This is a genomic window from Rhizobium sp. 10N414 (genome assembly GCF_056394785.1).
Genome location: NZ_JBFTIN010000001.1, coordinates 454,856 through 476,429 on the forward strand (window position 1 = coordinate 454,856; position 21,574 = coordinate 476,429).

General features: G+C 61.0%; 19 protein-coding genes. 15 read left to right on the top strand and 4 right to left on the bottom strand.

The features are described from left to right. Positions 1–82 precede the first annotated feature (82 nt). Positions 83–655, bottom strand: a complete 573-nt coding sequence (locus AC1DE4_RS02285) for a hydrolase (protein ID WP_018116714.1) — start codon at positions 653–655, stop codon at positions 83–85. A 51-nt stretch (positions 656–706) separates the two neighbouring features. Between AC1DE4_RS02285 and AC1DE4_RS02290 the strand changes: the two genes are divergently transcribed. The 13 genes from AC1DE4_RS02290 to AC1DE4_RS02350 all read left to right on the top strand — a co-directional run bounded on the left by AC1DE4_RS02290 (position 707) and on the right by AC1DE4_RS02350 (position 14,235). After that, positions 707–1,321: a TetR/AcrR family transcriptional regulator gene (locus AC1DE4_RS02290; RefSeq protein ID WP_037214870.1), complete on the top strand. Its 615-nt coding sequence runs from the start codon at positions 707–709 to the stop codon at positions 1,319–1,321. Between the two features lie 116 nt (positions 1,322–1,437). Further along, positions 1,438–3,276: an extracellular solute-binding protein gene (locus AC1DE4_RS02295; protein WP_025658580.1), complete on the top strand. Its 1,839-nt coding sequence runs from the start codon at positions 1,438–1,440 to the stop codon at positions 3,274–3,276. Positions 3,277–3,433: 157 nt separating this feature from the next. Beyond that, positions 3,434–4,528: a microcin C ABC transporter permease YejB gene (locus AC1DE4_RS02300; RefSeq protein ID WP_018116711.1), complete on the top strand. Its 1,095-nt coding sequence runs from the start codon at positions 3,434–3,436 to the stop codon at positions 4,526–4,528. Further along, complete coding sequence (locus AC1DE4_RS02305; protein WP_477879677.1) at positions 4,528–5,676, top strand: ABC transporter permease; 1,149 nt, start codon at positions 4,528–4,530, stop codon at positions 5,674–5,676. The genes AC1DE4_RS02300 and AC1DE4_RS02305 overlap by 1 nt, the downstream gene beginning before the upstream one ends. Continuing rightward, positions 5,673–7,310 carry an ABC transporter ATP-binding protein gene (locus AC1DE4_RS02310; RefSeq protein ID WP_477879679.1) on the top strand — a complete coding sequence of 546 codons (1,638 nt, stop codon included), beginning with the start codon at positions 5,673–5,675 and terminating at the stop codon, positions 7,308–7,310. Before AC1DE4_RS02305 ends, AC1DE4_RS02310 begins: the two co-directional genes overlap by 4 nt. Positions 7,311–7,318: 8 nt before the next feature. After that, positions 7,319–8,278, top strand: coding sequence for a 2-hydroxyacid dehydrogenase (locus AC1DE4_RS02315; protein ID WP_340651540.1), 960 nt, complete (start codon positions 7,319–7,321; stop codon positions 8,276–8,278). Positions 8,279–8,368: 90 nt separating this feature from the next. Beyond that, entirely contained in the window at positions 8,369–8,674 is a 306-nt protein-coding gene (locus AC1DE4_RS02320) for a hypothetical protein (protein WP_025658576.1), read from the top strand. Between the two features lie 171 nt (positions 8,675–8,845). Further along, complete coding sequence (gene pncB, locus AC1DE4_RS02325) at positions 8,846–10,150, top strand: nicotinate phosphoribosyltransferase (RefSeq protein WP_018116706.1); 1,305 nt, start codon at positions 8,846–8,848, stop codon at positions 10,148–10,150. A 108-nt stretch (positions 10,151–10,258) separates the two neighbouring features. Next, on the top strand, positions 10,259–10,651 hold the full coding sequence (locus AC1DE4_RS02330) for a hypothetical protein (RefSeq protein WP_018116705.1): 393 nt from the start codon (positions 10,259–10,261) through the stop codon (positions 10,649–10,651). 134 nt (positions 10,652–10,785) lie between these two features. Continuing rightward, on the top strand, positions 10,786–11,307 hold the full coding sequence (msrA, locus tag AC1DE4_RS02335) for a peptide-methionine (S)-S-oxide reductase MsrA (RefSeq protein ID WP_025658574.1): 522 nt from the start codon (positions 10,786–10,788) through the stop codon (positions 11,305–11,307). A 258-nt stretch (positions 11,308–11,565) separates the two neighbouring features. Beyond that, entirely contained in the window at positions 11,566–12,708 is a 1,143-nt protein-coding gene (locus AC1DE4_RS02340) for a M24 family metallopeptidase (protein WP_477879682.1), read from the top strand. A gap of 202 nt (positions 12,709–12,910) precedes the next feature. Then, complete coding sequence (locus tag AC1DE4_RS02345; RefSeq protein ID WP_477879684.1) at positions 12,911–13,633, top strand: gamma-glutamyl-gamma-aminobutyrate hydrolase family protein; 723 nt, start codon at positions 12,911–12,913, stop codon at positions 13,631–13,633. Between the two features lie 230 nt (positions 13,634–13,863). After that, on the top strand, positions 13,864–14,235 hold the full coding sequence (locus tag AC1DE4_RS02350) for a hypothetical protein (protein ID WP_477879686.1): 372 nt from the start codon (positions 13,864–13,866) through the stop codon (positions 14,233–14,235). Between the two features lie 121 nt (positions 14,236–14,356). Here the strand turns inward: AC1DE4_RS02350 and AC1DE4_RS02355 are convergent, their stop codons facing one another. Beyond that, positions 14,357–15,046, bottom strand: coding sequence for a TetR/AcrR family transcriptional regulator (locus tag AC1DE4_RS02355; RefSeq protein ID WP_018116700.1), 690 nt, complete (start codon positions 15,044–15,046; stop codon positions 14,357–14,359). A gap of 131 nt (positions 15,047–15,177) precedes the next feature. On the opposite strand from AC1DE4_RS02355, the gene AC1DE4_RS02360 reads away from it, so the two are divergent. After that, positions 15,178–16,293: an HlyD family secretion protein gene (locus tag AC1DE4_RS02360; RefSeq protein WP_025658572.1), complete on the top strand. Its 1,116-nt coding sequence runs from the start codon at positions 15,178–15,180 to the stop codon at positions 16,291–16,293. After that, positions 16,290–17,876 (top strand): DHA2 family efflux MFS transporter permease subunit, encoded by a 1,587-nt coding sequence (locus AC1DE4_RS02365; protein WP_477879689.1) that lies wholly within the window; start codon positions 16,290–16,292, stop codon positions 17,874–17,876. Before AC1DE4_RS02360 ends, AC1DE4_RS02365 begins: the two co-directional genes overlap by 4 nt. Before the next feature lie 148 nt (positions 17,877–18,024). Here AC1DE4_RS02365 and AC1DE4_RS02370 read toward each other — a convergent pair whose 3' ends face one another. Further along, the gene (locus tag AC1DE4_RS02370; protein ID WP_037215007.1) at positions 18,025–20,025 is read right to left on the bottom strand and encodes a copper amine oxidase; all 2,001 of its coding nucleotides are present in this window, start codon (positions 20,023–20,025) and stop codon (positions 18,025–18,027) included. 40 nt (positions 20,026–20,065) lie between these two features. After that, on the bottom strand, positions 20,066–21,475 hold the full coding sequence (locus AC1DE4_RS02375) for an aldehyde dehydrogenase family protein (protein ID WP_018116696.1): 1,410 nt from the start codon (positions 21,473–21,475) through the stop codon (positions 20,066–20,068). Between the last annotated feature and the right edge of the window lie 99 nt (positions 21,476–21,574).

The following is a 21,574-nucleotide window of genomic DNA, read 5'->3' on the forward strand; positions in this document are numbered from 1 at the left end:
ATTTGCGATCGAATCTACCGTGAAAAGCAATTTTGGTGAATCGATGTTTTCGCCCATGCCCAGTCAGGCAGCATTGTGAGGCTCAGGCGTTAGCAAGAATGTCGGCGGTTTTGCGCACCCGGGCAAGGCGCGGGAAGATGCGCTCGCAGGCAAAGGCATGCATCTCGGCCGAGAACGTCGTCATCGCATCCTCGACGGCGATGACCGCATAATTGTGCGCGAAGGCATCGCGAATAGTGGCTTCGACACCGAAATTGGTGGCGATGCCGGTGAGAATCACGGTCTTGATGCCGCGGCGGCGCAGTTGCAGGTCGATTTCAGTCCCGTAGAAGGCGCTCCATTGATGCTTGGTGATGCGCACATCGGGCGTGAGCGCCGCGATCTCAGGCGGCTCGCGCAAGGCTTCGGCCGGCAGTCCACCCTGTGGGAAGACAATCGGCTCGTCAGTCGGCTGGTTGACAGCATCGGCATAGTCTGCGGAAAATCCGACGGTCACGAAAATCGTGGTGCCGCCGGCGGATTTCAGCGAGTTGGCGATTGCGGCGGTATTTTCGATTGCCTGCTGGGCGGAATGGGGCGCGACAGGCCTGGAAATGATGAAGCCCTGCAGATCGATGGAGATCAGGGCCGTGGTCTTGGGATCGTAGAGGGACATGGAAGGCTCCAAAATAGATATGAGGATATCCTCACAATTGAAAGTATGAGGATGCCCTCACAAAAATCAAGCCTGGACCCGACGAAACGTTCGCCGAAGCAGAAGCGCGGGCGGGAGCGCGTTGCCGTTCTGACCGAGGCGGCAGCCAGGGTGTTTCTCGACAAAGGCTACGAAGCCGCGACGATGACCGAGATCGCTGCCGAGGCGAAGTCCTCGATCGGCTCGCTCTACCAGTTCTTCCCGACCAAGGTGCTTCTAGCGGAAGCGCTCCATCTCGAACGGCTGCGGCAGCTCAACGCGGCGCTGGTGGATCTGCAGGCGACCGTGGACGGCAAGCGTGCGGCGGAAATCGGCGACGCGATATTTGCCCGACTTGGCGCCTTTCTCGAGGAGCATCGCGAGTTCCCTGTGCTGGCGGCGCGCCGGGACATTCCCAAGGAACGCAAGGTGCAATCGCGGGCGGAACTGCGCGGCAATATCACCGCGCTGCTGCGCAAGGCCGCGCCGTCGATTGGCGACGACGTGGAGTTGCTTGCGGCACTGATGCTTGAACTCCTTCGGATCATCGTGACCGCAGCGCACGATCCGGATCTTGGAGGCGACCCACGCATGACGGCGGAACTGCGTGGAATGCTGAGGAAACGACTGGAGGAAGCAACGACCTGACGGGCCGCAGCCTTGGTCACGATCCCGCGAGCCGGACAAAAACTGTTGGCTCACCTGTTTTTCGCCTGTTTTTCGCCTATTGTCGGCGAAAGCAGAAAAACAATCGGGGTTGGCGAATGGCGCTTACGTGGTCGAAATTTGGTGTGGTGTTTTCTCTTCTCGGCGCAATGGCGCTGCCCTTGCAGGCCGTTGCCCAGGAGCCAAATTTCCAGATCGGCAGTTCCGTCATCAGCGCGCTGAAATACAAGCCGGGATTCAAGCATTTCGACTACGTCAATCCGGATGCGCCGAAGGGCGGTAACCTGCGGCTTTCCGCCTCCGGCACCTACGACACCTTCAATCCGCTGCTTTCGAAGGGCGAAACGGCGGTCGGCCTGACACTGCCTTTCGAAACGCTGATGAAATCGGCCGACGACGAACTGCTCGCCTCCTACGGCCTGCTGGCGGAAGGCGTCTTCTTTCCCGACGACGTGTCGAACGCGACCTTCCGGCTGCGCAAGGAAGCCAAGTGGGCCGACGGAAAGCCGGTGACGCCTGATGACGTCGTCTTCAGTTTCGACAAATCGAAGGAGCTCAATCCGCTCCTGTCCAACTACTACAAGCATGTCGTAAAGGCCGAGAAGACGGGCGAACGCGACGTGACCTTCACCTTCGACGAGAAGAACAACAAGGAGCTTCCCAATATCCTGGGACAGCTGACCGTGGTGCCGAAGCACTGGTGGGAGGGCGCGGGAGCGGACGGCAAGCCGCGCGACATTTCCAGGACGACGCTCGAGCCGGTGATGGGATCCGGCCCCTACAAGATCGCTGCCTTCGCGCCGGGCGCGACTATCCGCTACGAGTTGCGCGACGACTACTGGGGCAAGGACCTCAACGTGAATGTCGGCCAGAACAATTTCGGCTCGATCACCTACACCTATTTCGGCGATCGGGACGTGGAGTTCGAGGCCTTCCGGGCCGGCAACAGTGACTATTGGCAGGAGACGCAGGCGGCACGCTGGGCAACCGGCTATGATTTCCCCGCCGTCAAGGACGGGCGCGTGAAGAAGGAGGACGTCCCCAACGCACTGCGCGCCACTGGCATCATGCAGGCTCTGGTGCCGAACACCCGTCGCGATATCTTCAAGGACGAAAAGGTTCGCGAGGCGCTGAATTACGGCTTCGACTTCGAGGAGCTGAACCGCACCGTCGCCTTCAACACCTACAAGCGCATCGACAGCTATTTCTGGAACACCGAGCTTGCCTCCTCGGGTCTGCCTGAGGGCCGCGAGTTGGAGATCCTTGGCGGCCTCAAGGACAAGCTGTCGCCCGCGGTCTTCACGACGCCCTATACCAATCCGGTCGGCGGCGATCCGCAGAAGAGCCGCGACAACCTGCGCAAGGCGATCGGGCTGTTCAAGGAAGCGGGATGGGAGATCAAGGGCAACCGCATGGTCAATACCAAGACCGGCAAGCCGATGAGCTTCGAGATCCTGCTGTCGAGCCCGATGCTGGAACGCTGGGCCGTGCCTTATACCAACAATCTGAAGAAGATCGGCATCGATGCGCGCGTCCGGACCGTGGATGCCTCGCAATACACCAACCGGGTGCGCAGCTTCGACTACGACATGATCTGGAATGTGTGGGCGCAGACGATGAACCCCGGCAACGAGCAGGCCGACTATTGGGGCTCGGGATCGGCCAACCAGCAGGGCTCCCGCAACTATGCGGGCATTGCCGATCCGGCGATCGACGCACTGATCCGCATGGTGATCTTCGCCCCCAACCGCGACGAGCAGGTGGCGGCGATCAAGGCGCTCGACCGCGTGCTCCTAGCGGGGCACTATGTCGTGCCGCTATTTTATCGCGGCACGCAATCGATCGCCTATTGGAACACCGTCACGCGGCCGGCCGAATATCCGACCTATGCGACCGGCTTCCCCGATGTTTGGTGGTCATCCGCCGCGGCAAAATGAGCAGGCTTGCATTGGCCTGACGGCTGGGCTCCAAATGAACCATGCGAATCAGGACAAGGCGTAACGTGCCTGCCCACACCACGAGGAGACCGCACGGATTGAACGGCGATAGACTGGACAGCGCTCGACGCAAGCTTTCCCGGAAGGGTCCTTACTAATGGGCGCCTATATCTTTCGCCGCCTGCTTTTGATGATCCCGACGATCATCGGCATCATGGCCATCTCCTTTACTGTCATCCAGTTCGCACCCGGCGGTCCGGTCGAGCAGGTAATTGCGCAACTGACCGGCGATGCGCAGGGCGCGGACTCGCGGCTTTCCGGAGGCGGCGGCGACCTTCTCGGCGGCGGCGGTCTTGACGAAGGCGGCTCGAAATACCGCGGCGCCCAGGGGCTCGATCCGGAGCTCATCGCCAAGCTCGAAAAGCAGTTCGGCTTCGACAAGCCGCCGCTGACGCGCTTCGGCGAGATGATGTGGAACTACATCCGCTTCGACTTTGGCGAAAGCTTCTTCCGCAACACCTCCGTGCTGAACCTGATCAAGGAGAAGCTGCCGGTCTCGGCTTCGCTCGGCGTCTGGATCATGATCTTTTCCTACGGCATCTCGATCCCGCTCGGCATCCGCAAGGCGGTCAAGGACGGCTCGACCTTCGACGTCTGGACCTCTGGCGTCATCATCATCGGCTATGCGGTTCCGAGCTTCCTGTTCGGCATCCTGCTGATCGTGCTCTTTGCCGGCGGATCCTTCTATGACTGGTTCCCGCTGCGCGGCCTCGTCTCCGACAATTTCGACCAGCTCGCCTGGTGGCAGAAACCACTCGACTATTTCTGGCACCTGACGCTGCCGCTGATTTCGCTTTCGCTGGCAGCCTTCGCGACGACGACGCTGCTCACCAAGAACTCCTTCATCGAGGAGATCAAGAAGCAGTATGTGGTGACCGCCCGGGCGAAGGGGCTGAACGAAAGGCAGGTGCTCTACGGCCACGTTTTCCGCAACGCCATGCTGATCATCATCGCCGGCTTCCCCGGCGCCTTCATCTCCGCCTTCTTCACCGGCTCGCTGCTGATCGAGAACATCTTCTCGCTCGATGGCCTAGGGCGGCTCGGCTATCTCTCGGTCGTCAACCGCGACTATCCGATCGTGTTTGCGACGCTCTACATCTTTTCGCTGCTCGGCCTGTTCGTCAGCCTGATTTCCGACCTGATCTACACATGGATCGATCCGCGCATCGACTTCGAGCGGAGGGAGGTCTGATGGACACCGCCGCCAATCCGACGACCGCAACGCCGGTCAAGCCGCCGCGCAAGGGCCTGCTGTCGCCGACCAACATCCGCCGCTGGAAGAACTTCAAGGCCAACCGGCGCGGTTACTGGTCCTTGTGGCTGTTCCTTGTGCTGTTCGTGCTCAGCCTGTTTGCCGAGTTCATCGCCAACGACCGGCCGATCGTCGCCAGCTACAAGGGCGAGATCCTCTTCCCCGTCCTGGTCAACTATCCCGAAGAGAGATTCGGCGGGTTCCTCGCCGAAACGGACTATCGCTCCGACGTCATCGCGGACGAAATCAAAGCCAATGGCTGGATGATCTGGCCGCCGATCCGCTACTCCTATCGTTCGGTCAATTCGAACATCCCGCATTCTGCGCCGACTCCGCCCTTCTGGCTGATGAGCAAGGAAGAGCGCTGCTCTGGATATCCGCAGGGAGCGGCCGATCCCGGCTGCAATTTCGGCAATCTCAATTGGCTCGGCACGGACGATCAGGCACGAGACGTGCTTGCCCGCGTCATCTACGGCTTCCGCATCTCTGTGCTGTTCGGTCTGGTGCTGACCATCTGCTCGGCCGTCATCGGCGTCACCGCCGGCGCGATCCAGGGCTATTTCGGCGGCTGGACGGACCTCCTACTGCAACGCTTCATCGAGATCTGGTCGTCGATGCCGGTGCTCTACATTCTCCTGATCATCGCGGCGATCCTGCCTCCCGGCTTCTTCGTGCTGCTCGGGATCATGCTGCTCTTCTCCTGGGTTGGCTTCGTCGGCGTCGTGCGCGCCGAGTTCCTGCGGGCTCGCAATTTCGAGTATGTCAGGGCGGCGCGAGCGCTGGGCGTCGGCAACCGCACGATCATGTGGCGCCACCTGCTGCCGAACGCGATGGTCGCGACGCTGACCTTCCTGCCGTTCATCCTGTCGGGCTCGATCACGACGTTGACCTCGCTCGACTTCCTCGGCTTCGGCATGCCGCCGGGCTCGCCGTCGCTCGGCGAGATGATCGCACAGGGCAAGGCCAACCTGCAGGCGCCGTGGCTCGGGCTGACCGCGTTCTTCACCATGTCGATCATGCTGTCGCTGTTGATCTTCATCGGCGAGGCGGTTCGTGATGCATTCGATCCCAGGAAGACGTTTCAATGAGTGACGCTGCCGAAACATTGCTGTCCGTTCGCGATCTCTCGGTGGCATTCCACCAGGGCGGCGACACATCGCTGGCTGTCGATCACGTCTCCTTCGAGATCCGCAAGGGCGAGGTCGTGGCGCTGGTCGGCGAGTCCGGCTCGGGCAAATCCGTCTCCGCCAATTCGATCCTGCGGTTGCTCCCCTACCCCGCGGCCAGCCATCCCTCCGGCGAAATCCTGTTCAAGGGCAAGGACCTCCTGAAGGCATCCGACAAGGCGTTGCGCGAGGTGCGCGGCAACGACATCACGATGATCTTCCAGGAGCCGATGACCTCGCTCAACCCGCTGCACACGATCGAGAAGCAGATTGCCGAGATTCTCGAGTTGCATCAGGGTGTGAAGGGACAGGCCGCGCGCAAGCGGATTCTCGAGCTCTTGAATCAGGTCGGCATTCGCGAGCCGGAGAAGCGGCTGAAGGCCTATCCGCACGAGCTTTCCGGCGGCCAGCGGCAACGCGTGATGATCGCCATGGCACTCGCCAACCGGCCGGAGCTTTTGATCGCCGACGAGCCGACGACCGCGCTCGACGTGACCGTGCAGGCGCAGATCCTCGAACTGCTGCGGCAGCTGAAGGGCCAGCATGGCATGTCCATGCTGTTCATCACCCACGACCTCGGTATCGTGCGCAAGTTCGCCGACCGGGTCTGCGTAATGACCAAGGGCAAGATCGTCGAGACCGGCACGGTGGAAGAGGTCTTCCGCAATCCGAAGCACGACTATACCCGGCATCTCCTGGCCTCCGAGCCCCGTGGCGAGCCGCCGCTTACTGACGCCTCGAAACCCATCGTGATGCAGGGATCGGATATCCGCGTCTGGTTTCCGATCAAGGCCGGGCTCATGCGCAAGGTCGTCGATCATGTGAAGGCCGTCGACGGCATCGATCTGCAGCTGCGCGCGGGCCAAACGCTCGGCGTCGTCGGCGAATCCGGTTCCGGCAAGACGACGCTCGGTCTCGCGCTGACGCGGCTGATCTCGTCGCAGGGCCGGATCAGCTTCGTCGGAAAGGATATAGCCAGCTATTCATTTACGGAAATGCGGCCGCTGCGCAACCAGTTGCAGGTCGTGTTCCAGGATCCCTACGGCTCGCTCAGCCCCCGCATGTCCGTCGGCGACATCATCGCCGAGGGGCTCAAGGTGCATGAACGGTCGCTCTCCTACGAAGAGCGCGACCAGCGTGTCTGCTGGGCGCTGGAGGAAGTGGGACTCGATCCACTCACTCGCTGGCGGTATCCACACGAATTCTCCGGCGGACAGCGTCAGCGCATCGCCATTGCCCGCGCCATGGTGCTCAAACCCCGCTTCGTGATGCTGGACGAGCCGACATCGGCGCTCGACATGAGCGTCCAGGCGCAGGTCGTCGACCTCCTGCGCGATCTGCAGAAGAAGCACGATCTCGCCTACCTCTTTATCAGTCACGACCTGAAGGTGGTGAAAGCGCTAGCGAACGACGTCATCGTCATGCGTTTCGGCAAGGTCGTCGAACAAGGATCGTCCGCCGACATCTTCGGTGCGCCGAAGGACGACTATACCAAGGCCCTGATGGCTGCCGCCTTCAACATCGAGGCGGTCCCGACGCCCGCCGTCCAACAGTGAAGATTATCATGCCCGCAAAGCCGCCCATTCTCGTCGATCTGAAGTTCGATCCAGACACCGTTGCCCGCATCCTGAAAACCGCCTTTGCAGATCGCGGCAGCATCAATCTCGCCGATCCCGCCAACAAGGATCGCGATCTGACCGGCATCGACTATGCGCTTCTCTGGAAGCCGGACCCGGACCTTTTCAACCGCGCCCCCAATCTCAAGGTCATCTTCTCGGGTGGCGCCGGCGTCGACAGCTTCATGAACCTGCCGGGCCTGCCCGATGTGCCGATCGTTCGCTTCTCCGACCGCAGCCTGACGACTCGCATGAGCGAATGGGTGGTGATGCAGTGCCTCATGCATCTCCGGCAGCAGCATCAGCACGACAAGGATCAGCGGGCGCGCATCTGGGGCAGGCTGGTACCGCCGGAGGCGGCCGAAATCACCGTCGGCATCATGGGCCTTGGCGTGCTCGGCCAGGACGCGGCCTACAAGCTGAAAGTCATGGGCTTCAACGTCATCGGCTGGTCGCGCAACCGCAAGGAGATCGAAGGCGTCGAGACGTTCAGCGCCGATCAACTCGATGAGTTCCTGTCCAAGACGGACTTTCTCGTCGGGCTACTGCCGCTAACGCCCGAGACGACCGGCTTTTACAATGCAGCGTTGTTTTCAAAGCTGCGGCAGGGCGGCGCGCTCGGCAAGCCAGTGTTCATCAATGCCGGGCGCGGAAAGAGCCAGGTGCAGGCCGATATCGTCGCCGCGGTCGAAGGCGGCGTGCTCGGCGGCGCCTCGATCGACGTCTTCGCCGTCGAGCCCCTGCCCTCCGATGATCTGCTCTGGGGGCTGGAGAACGTGTTCATCACACCGCACGACGCTGCCGTATCCGACGAAACCGCCCTCTTCCGGCATGTCGAGCGCCAAATCGCCCGCTACGAGGGCGGCGAGCCGTTGCAATTCGTCGTCGACAGGCAGAGCGGTTACTGACGGCAGGAACCATGCCGCTTTCCATTCGTTTTTCTCCGAGATGAGGTGCCAGGCCGATGTCGGCTCGCGTGATATCGGAAGGAGACAAGCATGGCTCAGCAGACGGAAACGCGCTGGGAAGAAGCGGATGGCAAGGTTCATACCGAGGAAACGATTTCGCCGGTCAAGGCGAAGCAAGGCCGCATGGGCACCCGTGTCCTGATGGTGTTGCTCGTCGCGCTGGTGCTCGCCTTCATCGTGTGGATCCCGGTCGAAATCTGGGGCAAGAAGGAAGCCGTGGAGGTTGCTCCGCAGCAGCCAGGACAGAAGATTCAGTCGCAGCAGCCAACACCGGCACCGTCTCAGCCGCCGGCATCGAACCCGGCACCGGCTACGCCGAATGCCCCCGCGCAATAGAAACGGGGCGGGTCAAGCGGTCACTACGAAGCATCCTGTCGGACGGCCGGCAGGTTGCTTTTCTGTTTGCGCTGGACTTTGCCGGCTGATTTTTCGATAAGAAACGCACGAGCCGGTCTTCGTGCGTCGGCTTATGACGCGACGTGTCCGGTTTGGGAATGGGCGGAGTTCATGGCCAAGACCGATATCGCAAGGCGCGTTTACAATCACACCTGGAAGCTCGATCCGATTGTTCGCAGCCTGATCGACACAGACTTCTACAAGCTGCTCATGCTGCAGATGATCTGGAAGCTCTATCCAGACGTCGACGCGACGTTCACGGTGATCAACCGCACCAAACGCGTACTGCTGGCCGAAGAGATCGACGAGGGCGAACTGCGGGAGCAACTCGACCATGCGCGTTCGCTCCGCCTCTCCAAGAAGGAGATGATCTGGCTCGCTGGTAACAGTTTCTATGGGCGCGCGCAGATCTTCGAGCCTGAATTCCTGGCCTGGCTCTCTCATTTCCAGCTTCCCGAATACGAGCTGTCGAAACGCGATGGTCAATATGTGCTAGACTTCCACGGATCGTGGAAGGACACGACCATGTGGGAAATTCCGGCACTTGCCATCATCAACGAGCTGCGCTCGCGCTCCGCGATGAAGGCGCTCGGACCGTTCACGCTCGATGTGCTCTACGCCCGCGCCAAGGCACGGATGTGGGAGAAGGTGGAGCGGCTGCGCGAATTGCCGGGGCTGCGGATCTCGGATTTCGGCACACGCCGCCGCCACAGCTTCCTGTGGCAGCGCTGGTGCGTCGAGGCTCTGAAGGAAGGCATTGGTCCTGCGTTCACCGGCACCAGCAACGTCCTGCTCGCCATGGACTCCGACCTCGAAGCTGTCGGGACGAACGCCCACGAGCTGCCGATGGTGGCGGCCGCATTGGCCAAGAACGATGCGGAGCTGCGCAATGCCCCCTACAAGGTTCTGCGCGACTGGAACAAGCTTTATGGCGGCAACCTGCTGATCGTGCTGCCGGATGCGTTCGGCACGGCCGCCTTCCTGCGCGACGCACCCGAATGGGTCGCCGATTGGACGGGCTTCCGGCCGGATAGCGCCCCGCCGATCGAAGGCGGCGAAAAGATCATCGACTGGTGGAAGAAGATGGGCCGCGATCCGCGCCAGAAGCTGCTGATCTTCTCGGACGGGCTCGATGTCGACGCGATCATCGACACCTACAAGCATTTCGAAGGCAAGGTGCGCATGAGCTTCGGCTGGGGCACCAACCTGACGAACGACTTCGCGGGCTGCGCGCCGACGGAAATCTCGGGGCTCAACCCGATCTCCATCGTCTGCAAGGTCAGCGACGCCAACGGCCGGCCGGCCGTAAAACTGTCGGACAATCCGCAGAAAGCGACCGGCGACGCTACAGAGGTCCAGCGTTACCTGAAGTTCTTCGGAACCGAAGACCGCGTCGACCAGGCGGTGCTCGTCTAGCGCTGCCGCCTGGCTCTCTCCAAACACATTCCCTTGCGCTCCGGCCACATTGTCGCCCAACCGTGACTGATGCTCGGCGGGATGATTCCCCGCTTATGGAGAAAGACTTTGAAGAAAGCCTCAGTTGCCGCAATCAGTATTGCCGCGGTGGCACTCGCGACACCGACCCTCGCTGCCGAGAAAGCCGCCACGTCTTCGCTGATTGGCACGCCGTGGATCGAGACCAAAGCCCAGTCCGACCTGCCAGGCCCGATGATGATCTTCCTGCCGAAAGGCAAATTGCTGATCGACTCCTGCTGGGAAACCTATGCTCTCAGGACTTGGAAACAGGCGTCTTCCAAGGAGATTTCATGGGATGAGGACGGCGCCATCATACATGCCAGGATCAAGGCCGTTTCAGCCGATGGCCTCACCCTTCAAATCACTGCCGGCAAGGATATCGTCGAGCGGACCTATGCTGCTGCAAAGGCTCCATATGTCTGTCCGGATATGAAGCGGTAGTTTTGAACCGCCAATCCTGAAACGGCGGCGGCGATACGCAGTCTGGCAAAATGCCACGCGAGTCCCCATTTAATGTCGCAAGAAATGGGTGCCGATGTTTACCGCCCATTGTTTGACTGGAAAGGACGTTTCCAATGACCGTAGAGCGTGCAGTACTGGCGGGCGGCTGCTTTTGGGGCATGCAGGACCTCATCAGGCGGTTCCCCGGCGTCGTATCCACTCGCGTGGGCTACACCGGTGGCGAGGTCGCCAATGCGACCTATCGCAATCACGGCAATCATGCCGAGGCGATCGAGATCCTGTTCGATCCCGCCAAGACCAGCTACCGCGACATCCTCGAGTTCTTCTTCCAGATCCATGACCCGACAACGGTGAATCGGCAGGGCAATGATCTCGGCGCCAGCTACCGGTCGGCGATCTTCTACGCCAACGACGAACAGCGTGCGACCGCCGAGGACACGATCGCCGACGTAGACGCCTCGGGTCTATGGCCCGGAAAGGTCGTTACCGAGGTTGTTCCGGTCAGCGATTTCTGGGAAGCGGAACCCGAACACCAGGACTATCTGGAACGCATCCCGAATGGCTATACCTGCCACTTTGTCCGGCCAGGCTGGAAATTGCCGAAACGCGAGCAAAGGGCCGCGGCTGCCCAATGAGGCATTCCTCGATCCGCAGTGGGGATTGTATGCTCTAGACAAAATGAGGCCTTGCCGTCACGGCAGGGCCTTTTTTGTATGCACGTCGGTGAACAGCGGACAGCGACAGCACGCATTGAACCCGCGGCCGCAGGGTGCCACTTGACCACCGAACTGCAGCTTCGCATCGAATGAATCGGGTGGATCACTGTCGACAATCTGACGACATGATCGTATAGGCGGCTCACCATCCGGCTCCGCGAACAAGGAAACTCCGATATGTCCTGGTCCCATCCCGTTGCGAAGATCACCGATGACGAACGGCGCCAGCGCCTCGCGCGCCTGCAGGCCGCACTCGAAGATAAAGCTCTTGACGGCTGCCTGCTCGGCTCGACGGAGAGCCTCCGCTATTTCACGGGCCTCGACTGGCACCCGAGCGAACGATTGCTTGGCGCATTGGTGACGCCAAAGGGTGTCCGCTACATCGCGCCGGGCTTCGAAAAGAGCAGGGTCGAGAGCCTGCCGCGTCTGCCGGGTGAAATCGTCATTTGGCAGGAAGATGAAGCGACCGCGGCGCTGATCGCCTCGCTGCTGCCGGCAAATGCCAGACTGGCGCTCGACGATGCCCTGCCGCTGTTCATCTACCACCAGCTTGCCGGCGCCTTCGGCGCCGACCGGCTCGTCGACGGCGGACGACTGATCCGCGACCTGCGGCTCAGGAAGTCCCAGACCGAAATCGCTCTTATCAAGTATGCCATGGGCCTGACGCTGGAGGTGCATCGCCGCGCGCATTCCTTCATCAAGCCGGGCGTCAGGTCTTCGGAAGTCGTGCGTCATATCGACGAACAGCACCGCGCACTGGGCGCCGAGGGCGGATCAAGCTTCTGCATCGTTTCCTTCGGACTAGCGACGTCGCTTCCTCATGGCGCCGATGGTGACCAGATCTATGCACCGGGCGACGTTGTTCTCGTCGATGCCGGTTGCCGGCTCGACGGCTATCATTCGGATCTCACCCGAACCTACGTGCTGGAGGAGCCAACGACGGAATTCGCTGCCGCCTGGGCAATCGAGCGCGAGGCCCAGCAGGCGGTGTTCGAGGCCGCCCGCCTTGGCGCTTCTTGCGGCAGTCTCGACGATGCCGCCCGCCGTGTACTGGCCGAACATGGCCTCGGTCCGGACTACGCCTTACCCGGCCTGCCGCACCGCGCCGGACATGGTCTCGGGATGGAAATCCACGAAGAGCCCTATATCGTTCGCGGCAACGCCACCCGGCTGGAATCCGGCATGTGCTTCTCCGACGAACCGATGATCGTCTTCCCCGGTCGCTTCGGCATCCGGCTCGAAGACCACATCCACATGACCGAGACCGGAGCTGAGTGGTTCACGAAGCCGGCGAAGGGCCCGACCGAACCCTTTGCGTGATCTCTTGGTGCAGAGTTCGCAAGACTTGCACCTCGATAATTGCCTTTCTGTCGTCGGCACCTGGGATGCCTGGCGCGATCCGCGCTACCGGAATCGAGATTCAAAAACGCAATATGACGAAGCCACGTCGAGCGTCCGTCGAAAGGGTGACTGGCACGGCACGCCCTGATACCACTTGATAGAAATCCCGCGCGATTCCCGGATGGATCAAGGTAGCAACTCAATGAAGCGCAGACCCACGATCGCCGTCATCATGGACGAAAACACCAGTGCTGGTGGTGACCGGTATGATATTTCGAAACGCTACTTTGCAGCCATTGATCGTGCAGGGGGATTTCCATACGGCATTCCCTACGTGCCAGACCTCGTAGACCAAGTGGTTGATGAATTTGATGGGTTTTTAAGTGTCGGAGGGCGCATCAACTTTCCGAAACAGTGGTACGTCGACGGCGATCAGTCTCGCTACCCGATCTCTGATCGTCTCGCAGTCGAGATAGCGCTGATGAAGGGGTTCCTTGCCCGCGATAAACCAGTGCTCGGCGTTTGCAACGGGATGCAGATGCTCGGGTGCCTACATGGTTGTCGCATGGTTTCGGATGTGCACTCCTCCTGGTCGGGTGCGATCAATCATGACCGCGGCAATCCGCTCCATGAGGTAACCATCCAAGCCGGCACAAGAATGGCTGATATCCTTGCTGCCGAGACATTCAGCGTAAACACCTTCCACAGGGAAGCAATCGTAGAGCTGTCCGACAGTGTCGTTGCTACTGCCCGTGGCTTGGACGGCGTTGTCGAAGCGATTGAGGTACCCTCGCTATCTTTCGCGATGGGGGTACAGTGGCATCCGGAATTGTTTGATCCCGCAGACCACCCTGGCTCTCGAATATTTGACGCGTTCGTCAAAGCGGCGAACCAGCGCTTGTAACGCTCCAGCAGAACAGCTCTTCTTCTGCGTACATCCATTTCAGCAACCGGCCTAACGCCATCGTCGCAGCTCTATACCGGTGATCTGCCACGGAGTTCCATGGATCAGCGTCCGGTTAGTCGAATGAAGAAGGCGAGGCTGGCGACGGCGGCCCGGTTATTTGACTGTTGTGCCGTGAGGTCGCGGACAACCGCGAAAATTAATTAGGGAAGCTCCACGAAGGAGCGAATTTGAACTTCGGCTTGCAAGAGCGCATCCTGGCGCTGGTGATCCTTGGCGGGGTCGCCGTTTTTGGCCTGAGCAGCGCCCAAACTCTTTTAGCGATGAGTTGGGGGCAGACGGACACATTCTATGAGTTGATCTATCGGGTGTTGTTGCTGGTGATCGCCATAGAACTCGTCCGCACGCTCGTCACTCACGACCTCAGGGCGATACTGGAGCTGCTCGCGTTTGTCGTGGCCCGCAAAATGCTCAAGCCTGACTTGAACGTCATCGACATTGTCTTAAGCGTTCGGGCATTTGTAGCCCTGTTGGCAGCCAATTATTGGTGGCTCTCCCCTTCCTCGCCTCAAGGGAGCGACGGGTCCGATGTTGCGCCGTGAACTCAGGGCACTGCTTGAGGCCGAAGGGGCTTATTCTGGTGACCAAGAACGGGGACGAGCAAACGGAAGATTGGCGTGTACGCTTGCCCCGTTGTGTCCGTGCCCAGGTTCCCTCAAGACGTCATGATCGATAGGAATTCAGGATGACGGTTGTGTGTTTTCTCACGACCGATTTCAGGGCCTCGATCCTTTCGGGTGTGATCTCCTGCCACCCCATCATGTCTTCCACATGCTCCCTAGCAAGATGGACGATAATCAGCTGCCCGTTGATCGTGGTACACACCATGCCGATCTCCTCGTCGGTAAGACGATTTCTGGAGACGCGAGCGACGATGGCAGCGCAACACTCCTGAATTCGCCTGCCCGTGGCACTTTTGCCGCTCGATTTATTGGTCGGCGAATTTGACGGCGAACGATGCTGGGCCACGAACAACGCGCGGCTGGCCGCATCCGGCATCGCGAACAGAAAATCCGCGAGAGCCTCCAGAATTCTGCAATAACCGTCGATGACCTTGTCCGCGTCCGCTTTGGCCGTGAGGAGTTCCTCGACCTCACACGTGACAGGTCCGATAGCTTCCCAAGCGGAGGCATGAATGTCCGCGATGCAGGCCTCGTAAAGACCTTCCTTGTTCTCGAAATAATACTGCAAGGACGGTGCCGGCACGCCTGCCGCGCTGGCGATCTCCCGGGCGGAAACGCCAGCAAATCCGTTCTCACCGAACAACGAGATTGCCGTCTTGATGATCCTCGCCTTGGTTTCGTCACCCCTTGGGTAGCCGCTCTCGGCATTGCGTCGTCTCAAACTCGTCATCAATCACTCCTTGTCCAGCGGACAATACCATGACGATAAAATTTATTCCATCTGTAAAAATTCTTCCAGTTGACAGAATTATTACGCGTGTAATAATTCACGCAATTCAACGAACACCAAGCGACTTGACCATGGACGCTATTGTCTCCCCAAAAACCGCTTCCTTGCCGGAAGCAAAAATACAAACGAAGCGCAGCCGCGCGCGATATGCGCTCGCCACCATTGGAGCCATTGTCGCCATCGGCGGCGGTTATTATGGCTACGACTGGCATAGGAACGGACGCTTTATCGAGAGCACCGACAATGCTTATCTTCGCGCCGATCAGGTCTCGATGGCCCCCGTGCTTTCGGGGCAGATTGCGGAGGTATATGTCTCCGATAACCAGACGGTCACGGCGGGCCAGCCGATCGTCAAGATCGATCCCCGCCGCTACGAAATGGCGGTCCGCGAGGCCAAGGCCACCGTCAACGCCCGCCAGGCGGACGTCGCCAAGAACGAGGCCGACATCAAGCAGCAGGACTCTGTGATTGCACAGGCTGCGGCCGACCTCGAAAACGCGACTGAGAATGCCGAACTCGCCCAGAAGGACTTCGACCGGACGTCGCCCCTCGCCGCCCGCGGCATCGAGAGCCAGCACAAGGGCGAGCAGGCGAGGAGCGCGCTCGAACAGGCGAAATCCGTTGTTCGGCTGAAGCAGGCTGTCCTTGATGCGGCCCGGCAGCAGACGACCGCCCTGAAGGCGCAGGTCGAACAGGCCCACGCGCAACTGGTCGCCGCCCAAGAAAGCCTCGGCAAGGCAGAGATTGATCTCGACGACACGGTGCTTCGCAGTGCGATCTCCGGCAGGATCGGCGATCGCACGGTCCAGGTCGGACAATTCGTCCAGCCGGGCACGCAGCTGATGACGGTCGTTCCAACCGACGACATCTACCTTGTGGCCAACTTCAAAGAAACGCAGATCGGGGGCATGCACGCGGGCCAGCCCGCCACGGTCACGATCGACGCCTATCCCAATTTCAAGGTCACAGGTGTCGTCGACAGCTTCGCGCCGGGAACAGGCGCGCAGTTCGCCCTGCTGCCTCCGGAGAACGCGACAGGCAACTTCACCAAGATCGTCCAGCGTGTTCCCGTCCGCATCAAGCTGGAGACGGGCCAGAAGATGCCTCCGCTGCTGCCCGGCCTCTCCATTGAAGTCTCGGTCAACACCAAGGTCTCGACCTTCGACAAGGTGGCGTCGGTGCAATGAGCGCGCAGTCGATATCGGTCCTGGCGGCTGCGCCTCAGCCGGATGCCGCGAGCCTCACCGACTGGGTCGCCGTCGTCGCCGGCGCGATCGGCGCGCTGATGGCCACGCTCGACATCTCGATCACCAACACCGCGCTGCCGCAAATCCAGGGAGCCATCGGAGCCAGCGGCACAGAGGGGACCTGGATAGGCACGGGATACCTCGTTGCCGAGGTCATCATGATCCCCCTGACCGCATGGTTCACGCGTCTGTTGGGGCTGCGAACATTGCTTCTGGTGACGACCACGGCATTCGTTCTATTCTCCATGTTCTGCGGCCTGTCGGATAGCCTGCTCGCGATGATCATCGGGCGCGTCGGGCAAGGATTTTTCGGCGGCGCCTTGATACCGACCGCGCAGATCATCGTCAGAACCCGGCTGCCGCCCCGCCAGATGCCTGTCGGAATGAGCATCTTCGGCGTCATCGTGCTCATCGGGCCGATCCTCGGACCGGTGCTCGGAGGATATCTCGCCGAAGAGATCACCTGGAGATGGTGCTTCTTCCTCAATTTGCCTGTCGGCATCGCGCTCGCTGTTCTGCTGCTTGTCGGCCTGCCGCGCCAAAGTCCAAACCTTGGGCTGTTGGCCAAGGCAGATTGGTGGGGAATCGCGGGCATGACGCTGGCGTTCAGCTGCCTGACGGTCGTGTTCGAAGAGGGGCAGCGCGAAGCCTGGTTCGAGTCTCCGATGATCGTGCAGCTGAGCCTCGCCTCGCTCCTCGGGTTCGTCGTGCTGTTCGTGACTCAGAAGACCAGTGCCGACCCGGTCATCAAGCTCTCCTTGCTCCGGAATGGTGCCTTCGCCAGCGCTACGTTGATCGCCCTCGCCGTGGGGGCAGCCACCTACGGCGCGACCTTCATCCTTCCACAGTTCCTGAGCACGATCGCCGGATACAATCCAAGACAGGCGGGCGGCATCATGGCTCTGTCCGCAGTTCCAGTGCTGTTGCTCGTTCCGGTCCTTCCCCGTGTCGTCGGCCGTTTCGACGCGCGGATCATGGTCGCGCTCGGCCTGGTCTTCTTCGCGGCAAGCTGCTTCGTCGACATCGGGCTTAGTCCGGATAGCGCCGGAGGTGATTTCACCATCTCGCAATTGCTGCGGGGCGTGGGACAGATCCTGGCTGCTATGCCGCTCAATCAGGTTTCCATGGCCGCTATCGGTCGCGAAAATGCGGCCGACGGCGCCGGTATCTACAGCATGGCCCGCAATCTCGGGGGCTCGATGGGCCTCGCCTTGAGCGGCGTCGTCATCGACCAGCGCAGCGCTGCCCATTCGGACACCATACGCGAGGCGCTCACGGCAAATTCGATCGCTGGGCAGGCGCGCCTTGCGGTGAGCGGGGTCAGCCAAGGCATCGATGCGGCCACGGCAAAGCTTCGCGCAATATCGCAGCTTTCGAGCCTCATCGAACGCAACGCGCTTGTTATGACCTATAGCGATTGCTTCTGGTTGATGGGCGTTATGATCATCGCGATGACGCCTGTCGTTTTGCTGCTGCGGCAACCCAAGAAGATCGCTGCGGCGGGGCTCGTCGCTTTACACTGAATATGTCATGCGCGCGACATCGCAGTGTCGCGCCGATTGGCAAGCTCAAGACTGCGGTTCGATCCATCACAAGGATCGTACTCGGTGAATGGGCAAGGCAGAGTAAAAGGAGCGCCCAGTGGGCGCCCCTTCGTCATCGTATGTTCGCTTACTGTTGGGCGTTCTGGATCGCAGGCGGAACGTTGCGGATCGTCAGCGCCGGGTTGTGGGCGAAGAAGTTGTGCGGCTCGATGTGGATGGTCTTCCACTCGGTTGACATGACCGGCCAGTCTTCCATGCGCGGGATGTGGTGGAAGCCTGCAGTGAACCAGGTCACGACATCCTTGCCCATCAGGGGCTTGTTCGCCTTCACCCATTCCGGCAGCGTGTCGGAGCCGTCGCTCTGCATGGCAAACTTGCCGCCGGCATACTGCTGGTCCGCATTGTAGACCGTATTCCAAACCGAGTACTCGATGTAGGCATTGCGCTTCATCGGCGGGTCCTTGGCGAAATCGAAGGGACCGTAGGCCACGTCGCCGTGATGGACCATCCAGCCCGGTTCCTGGCCGAGATAGCCTTCGCGGGACGGATCGGAGATCATGAAATAGCGCGGCTTCATCGCCGAGAGCTGGTAGCGAGCTTCCATCTCCGTCTTCGGCATGGTGTGCTGCACTTCCCACATCGACCGGCGCGGGTTCTTCGGATCCACCTTGGAGGGAACGATGTCCATGGTGCCGAAGTGGTTGGCCGGCTGGTCGACGTCGAAGTCGATGCGGAAGTTGAAGTAGTGGTCGTGGTTGGCGGCCACAAGGTTGGGCGCGATCAGCGTGCCGTGGGCGGTGTCCGCAGCGGCGGTCGGATCGTTCATCGAGGTCGATGCGACACCCTTCACCGCATCAAGGCCGGTTGCGCCGATCATGATGCGGATCTGGCCGTCCTGCTGCAGGCGATAGTCCATCAGGTAGTCGTAGTTGCCGACTTCAGAAGCCGTACGCACGACCAGCTCGGTGGCCGGGCGGCCTTCAGCCGGAAGCGGCTTTTCGGGCGTCTGGGCGAAGACCTCGAAGTGACGCCAGGCCGGATCACCGATCGAGCGCTCGAAAACGCAGATCGCATCCGGGATCGTCAGTGGATTGCCCTTGTCGTCGGCAATCGTCGCCGGCAGGAAGGTAGCGTAGCTCGGGCAGTCGACGCCGGCGCGCAGCGGGCTCAGGAACAGGCCGAATCCGTATTCCCCGCTATCCATGTAGGTGCGCCAGTACCAGCCTTCGGTCGGGTCCATGTAGGGCACGAAGACTTCCGACAGGTGCGACTGGTAGATAACCGAACGCCACTTGTCGCCGTCCTTGACGTCGAGGTTGGAAAGCACCAAGCCCGGACGCTTGTCGACGCGGAAGTTGAAGCGCCACAGGTCCCATTCGAGATGGCTGCCTGTGATCTTGTAGTTCGGGCCGCCTTCCTGGGAGAGCGTGGCCATGTTCATCTTCGGGCGCAGCGGCTCGCGAGCCTCCACTTCCTTCTCGGTATAACCCCAATTGTCCTTCGGGCCTTCGATGGCACCGTTGTCTATGACCTTCAGCACTTTCTTCTTGCCGATGTCGTAGACGGCGAAGAGACCTTCAATCGGCTTTGCGTAGTAGTTGGAGCCATCCGGCACACGATAGCAGGGCACCTTCATCAGGCGGGAATTCTTGTATTCCTCAGTGAAGAAGTTTCCGGCCGTCAGCGGCAGGCAGAAGGCCTGCTCCGGCGTCAGGCCGCGCTTCTTCAGGCCCGCCACCATGTCCGGATTCTGCAGCGCGCCGGCCAGCGCGTCCATGAATTCGGTGAAGAGGACCATCGGCTGGCCCTTGATCGGCGTCGTGCTTTCGACCTTGCCGGTGGTGATGTTGACGACGGCTTCCTTGAAGCCCTGCGGGCTCGTCAACTGTACCTTCGCCTCGCGGTCGAGCGGCTTGTCACCGTCCTTCCAGGAAAGCACGTCGGCCTTGGCCGGCTCCTTAAGCTCGATCAGCGGGTAGAGCGTATTGTCGTCCACCACCTTCTCGTCGCGCAGAATCTTGTTGATCTTCTGGTATTCCTCCGCCGTCAGGCCATCCAGCGGATGGGCGAAGGCAGCGGGCGCGCCAAGCGCCAGCACGAGGCTGGCCGAAGCCAGATATCGCTTCATTGTCATAATCTCCTCCCTAGTTATCTCAGGACTTGCATGCTCAAGCGAACACCACCTGGATGTCCGTGTATTCCTCTAGCCCCTCTATGGCGAACTCGACGCCGAAGCCGGAGGCCTTGACGCCGCCGAAGGGCGCGTTCGGCTGGATTGCGCCATGCTTGTTGATCCAGACCGAACCGCATTCCATGCGAGCCGCGACCTTCTTGGCGGCGGTGAGGTCGGAGGACCAGACCGAGCCGCCGAGGCCGTTCGGGCTGTCATTGGCCATACGGATCGCGTCCTCGATGTCCGAATACTTGATCACCGGCAGCGCCGGGCCGAACTGCTCCTCGTCGACCAGCGCATCGCCGTTCGAAAGGCCCGAGACGATGGTCGGCGGGAAGAACAGGCCCTCGCCCGCTTCACCGCCGAGCAGCACCTTGCCGCGGCCCTTGGCGTCGGCGACGAGGCGGCTCACCTTGTCGAACTGCATGCGATTCTGGATCGGCCCGAGAACGCTCGTTTCTTCAAGGCCGTTGCCGACCGGGATATTCTTCGCATAGGCGACCAGCGCCTCGCAGACAGCGTCGTGGATGGATTCATGCACGTAGAGGCGCTTCATAGCAGCGCAGGTCTGGCCGTTGTTGATGAAGGCGCCCCAGAACAGACCTTCGGCGATTGCCGCCGGATCGGCGTCGGGGAGCACGATGCCGGCGTCGTTGCCGCCAAGTTCCAGCGTCAGGCGCTTCATCGTCTCGGCAGCCGAGCGCATGACCTTCTGGCCGGTGGCGCAGGAGCCGGTGAAGACGATTTTGCGGATGTCCGAATGGGCTGCCATGGCGCCGCCGAGGTTGAATTCGCCCGTATCGTCGCCGGTAACGACGTTGAGCACGCCGGCCGGCAGCACTTCGTTCATGATCTCGACGAGGCGCAGCGTCGAAAGTGGGGTCAGCGGCGACGGCTTGACAACCACCGTGTTGCCGGTGCGCAGCGCCGGCATGATATGCCAGATCGCGATCATGACAGGGAAGTTCCATGGCGTGATGGAACCCACGACACCGAGGGGCTTGCGGTGCAGCTCCACGCGGCCCTGCTCGTTGTCCTGAAGCACCTTGACGGGCAGCGAAAGCCCGGTCGTGTAGCCGGCCCAGGCGACCGTGCCGCCGAGTTCCCAGCGCGAGCCCAGGCCGTTCAGCGGCTTGCCCTGTTCGCGGGTCAGAAGTTCCGCGAGTTCTCCGGCATGCGCTTCGATGCGGGCGGTGACGGCGGCACAGGCGGCCTGCAATTCTTCGTCGCTCTTGGCCGACCAAGCCGGAAACGCGGCCTTGGCGGCGGCGACGGCGGCGTCAAGCTCGGCCGCACCCATGTCTGGCGCGCGACCCACTTCCTCGCCCGTCGCCGGGTTCGATACGCTGAAAGTCTTTTGGCCGTTGACCGGCTTACCGTTGATCGTCGCGCTGTGCAGCGTCATGATCGCCTCCTCCCTTCAAGCCCCACCTCATGCAGGACTATTGGCGGGATAGCCTATATGAAGTGCTCGAGCCCCACTTGGACGGGGCCGTCCAGCGCA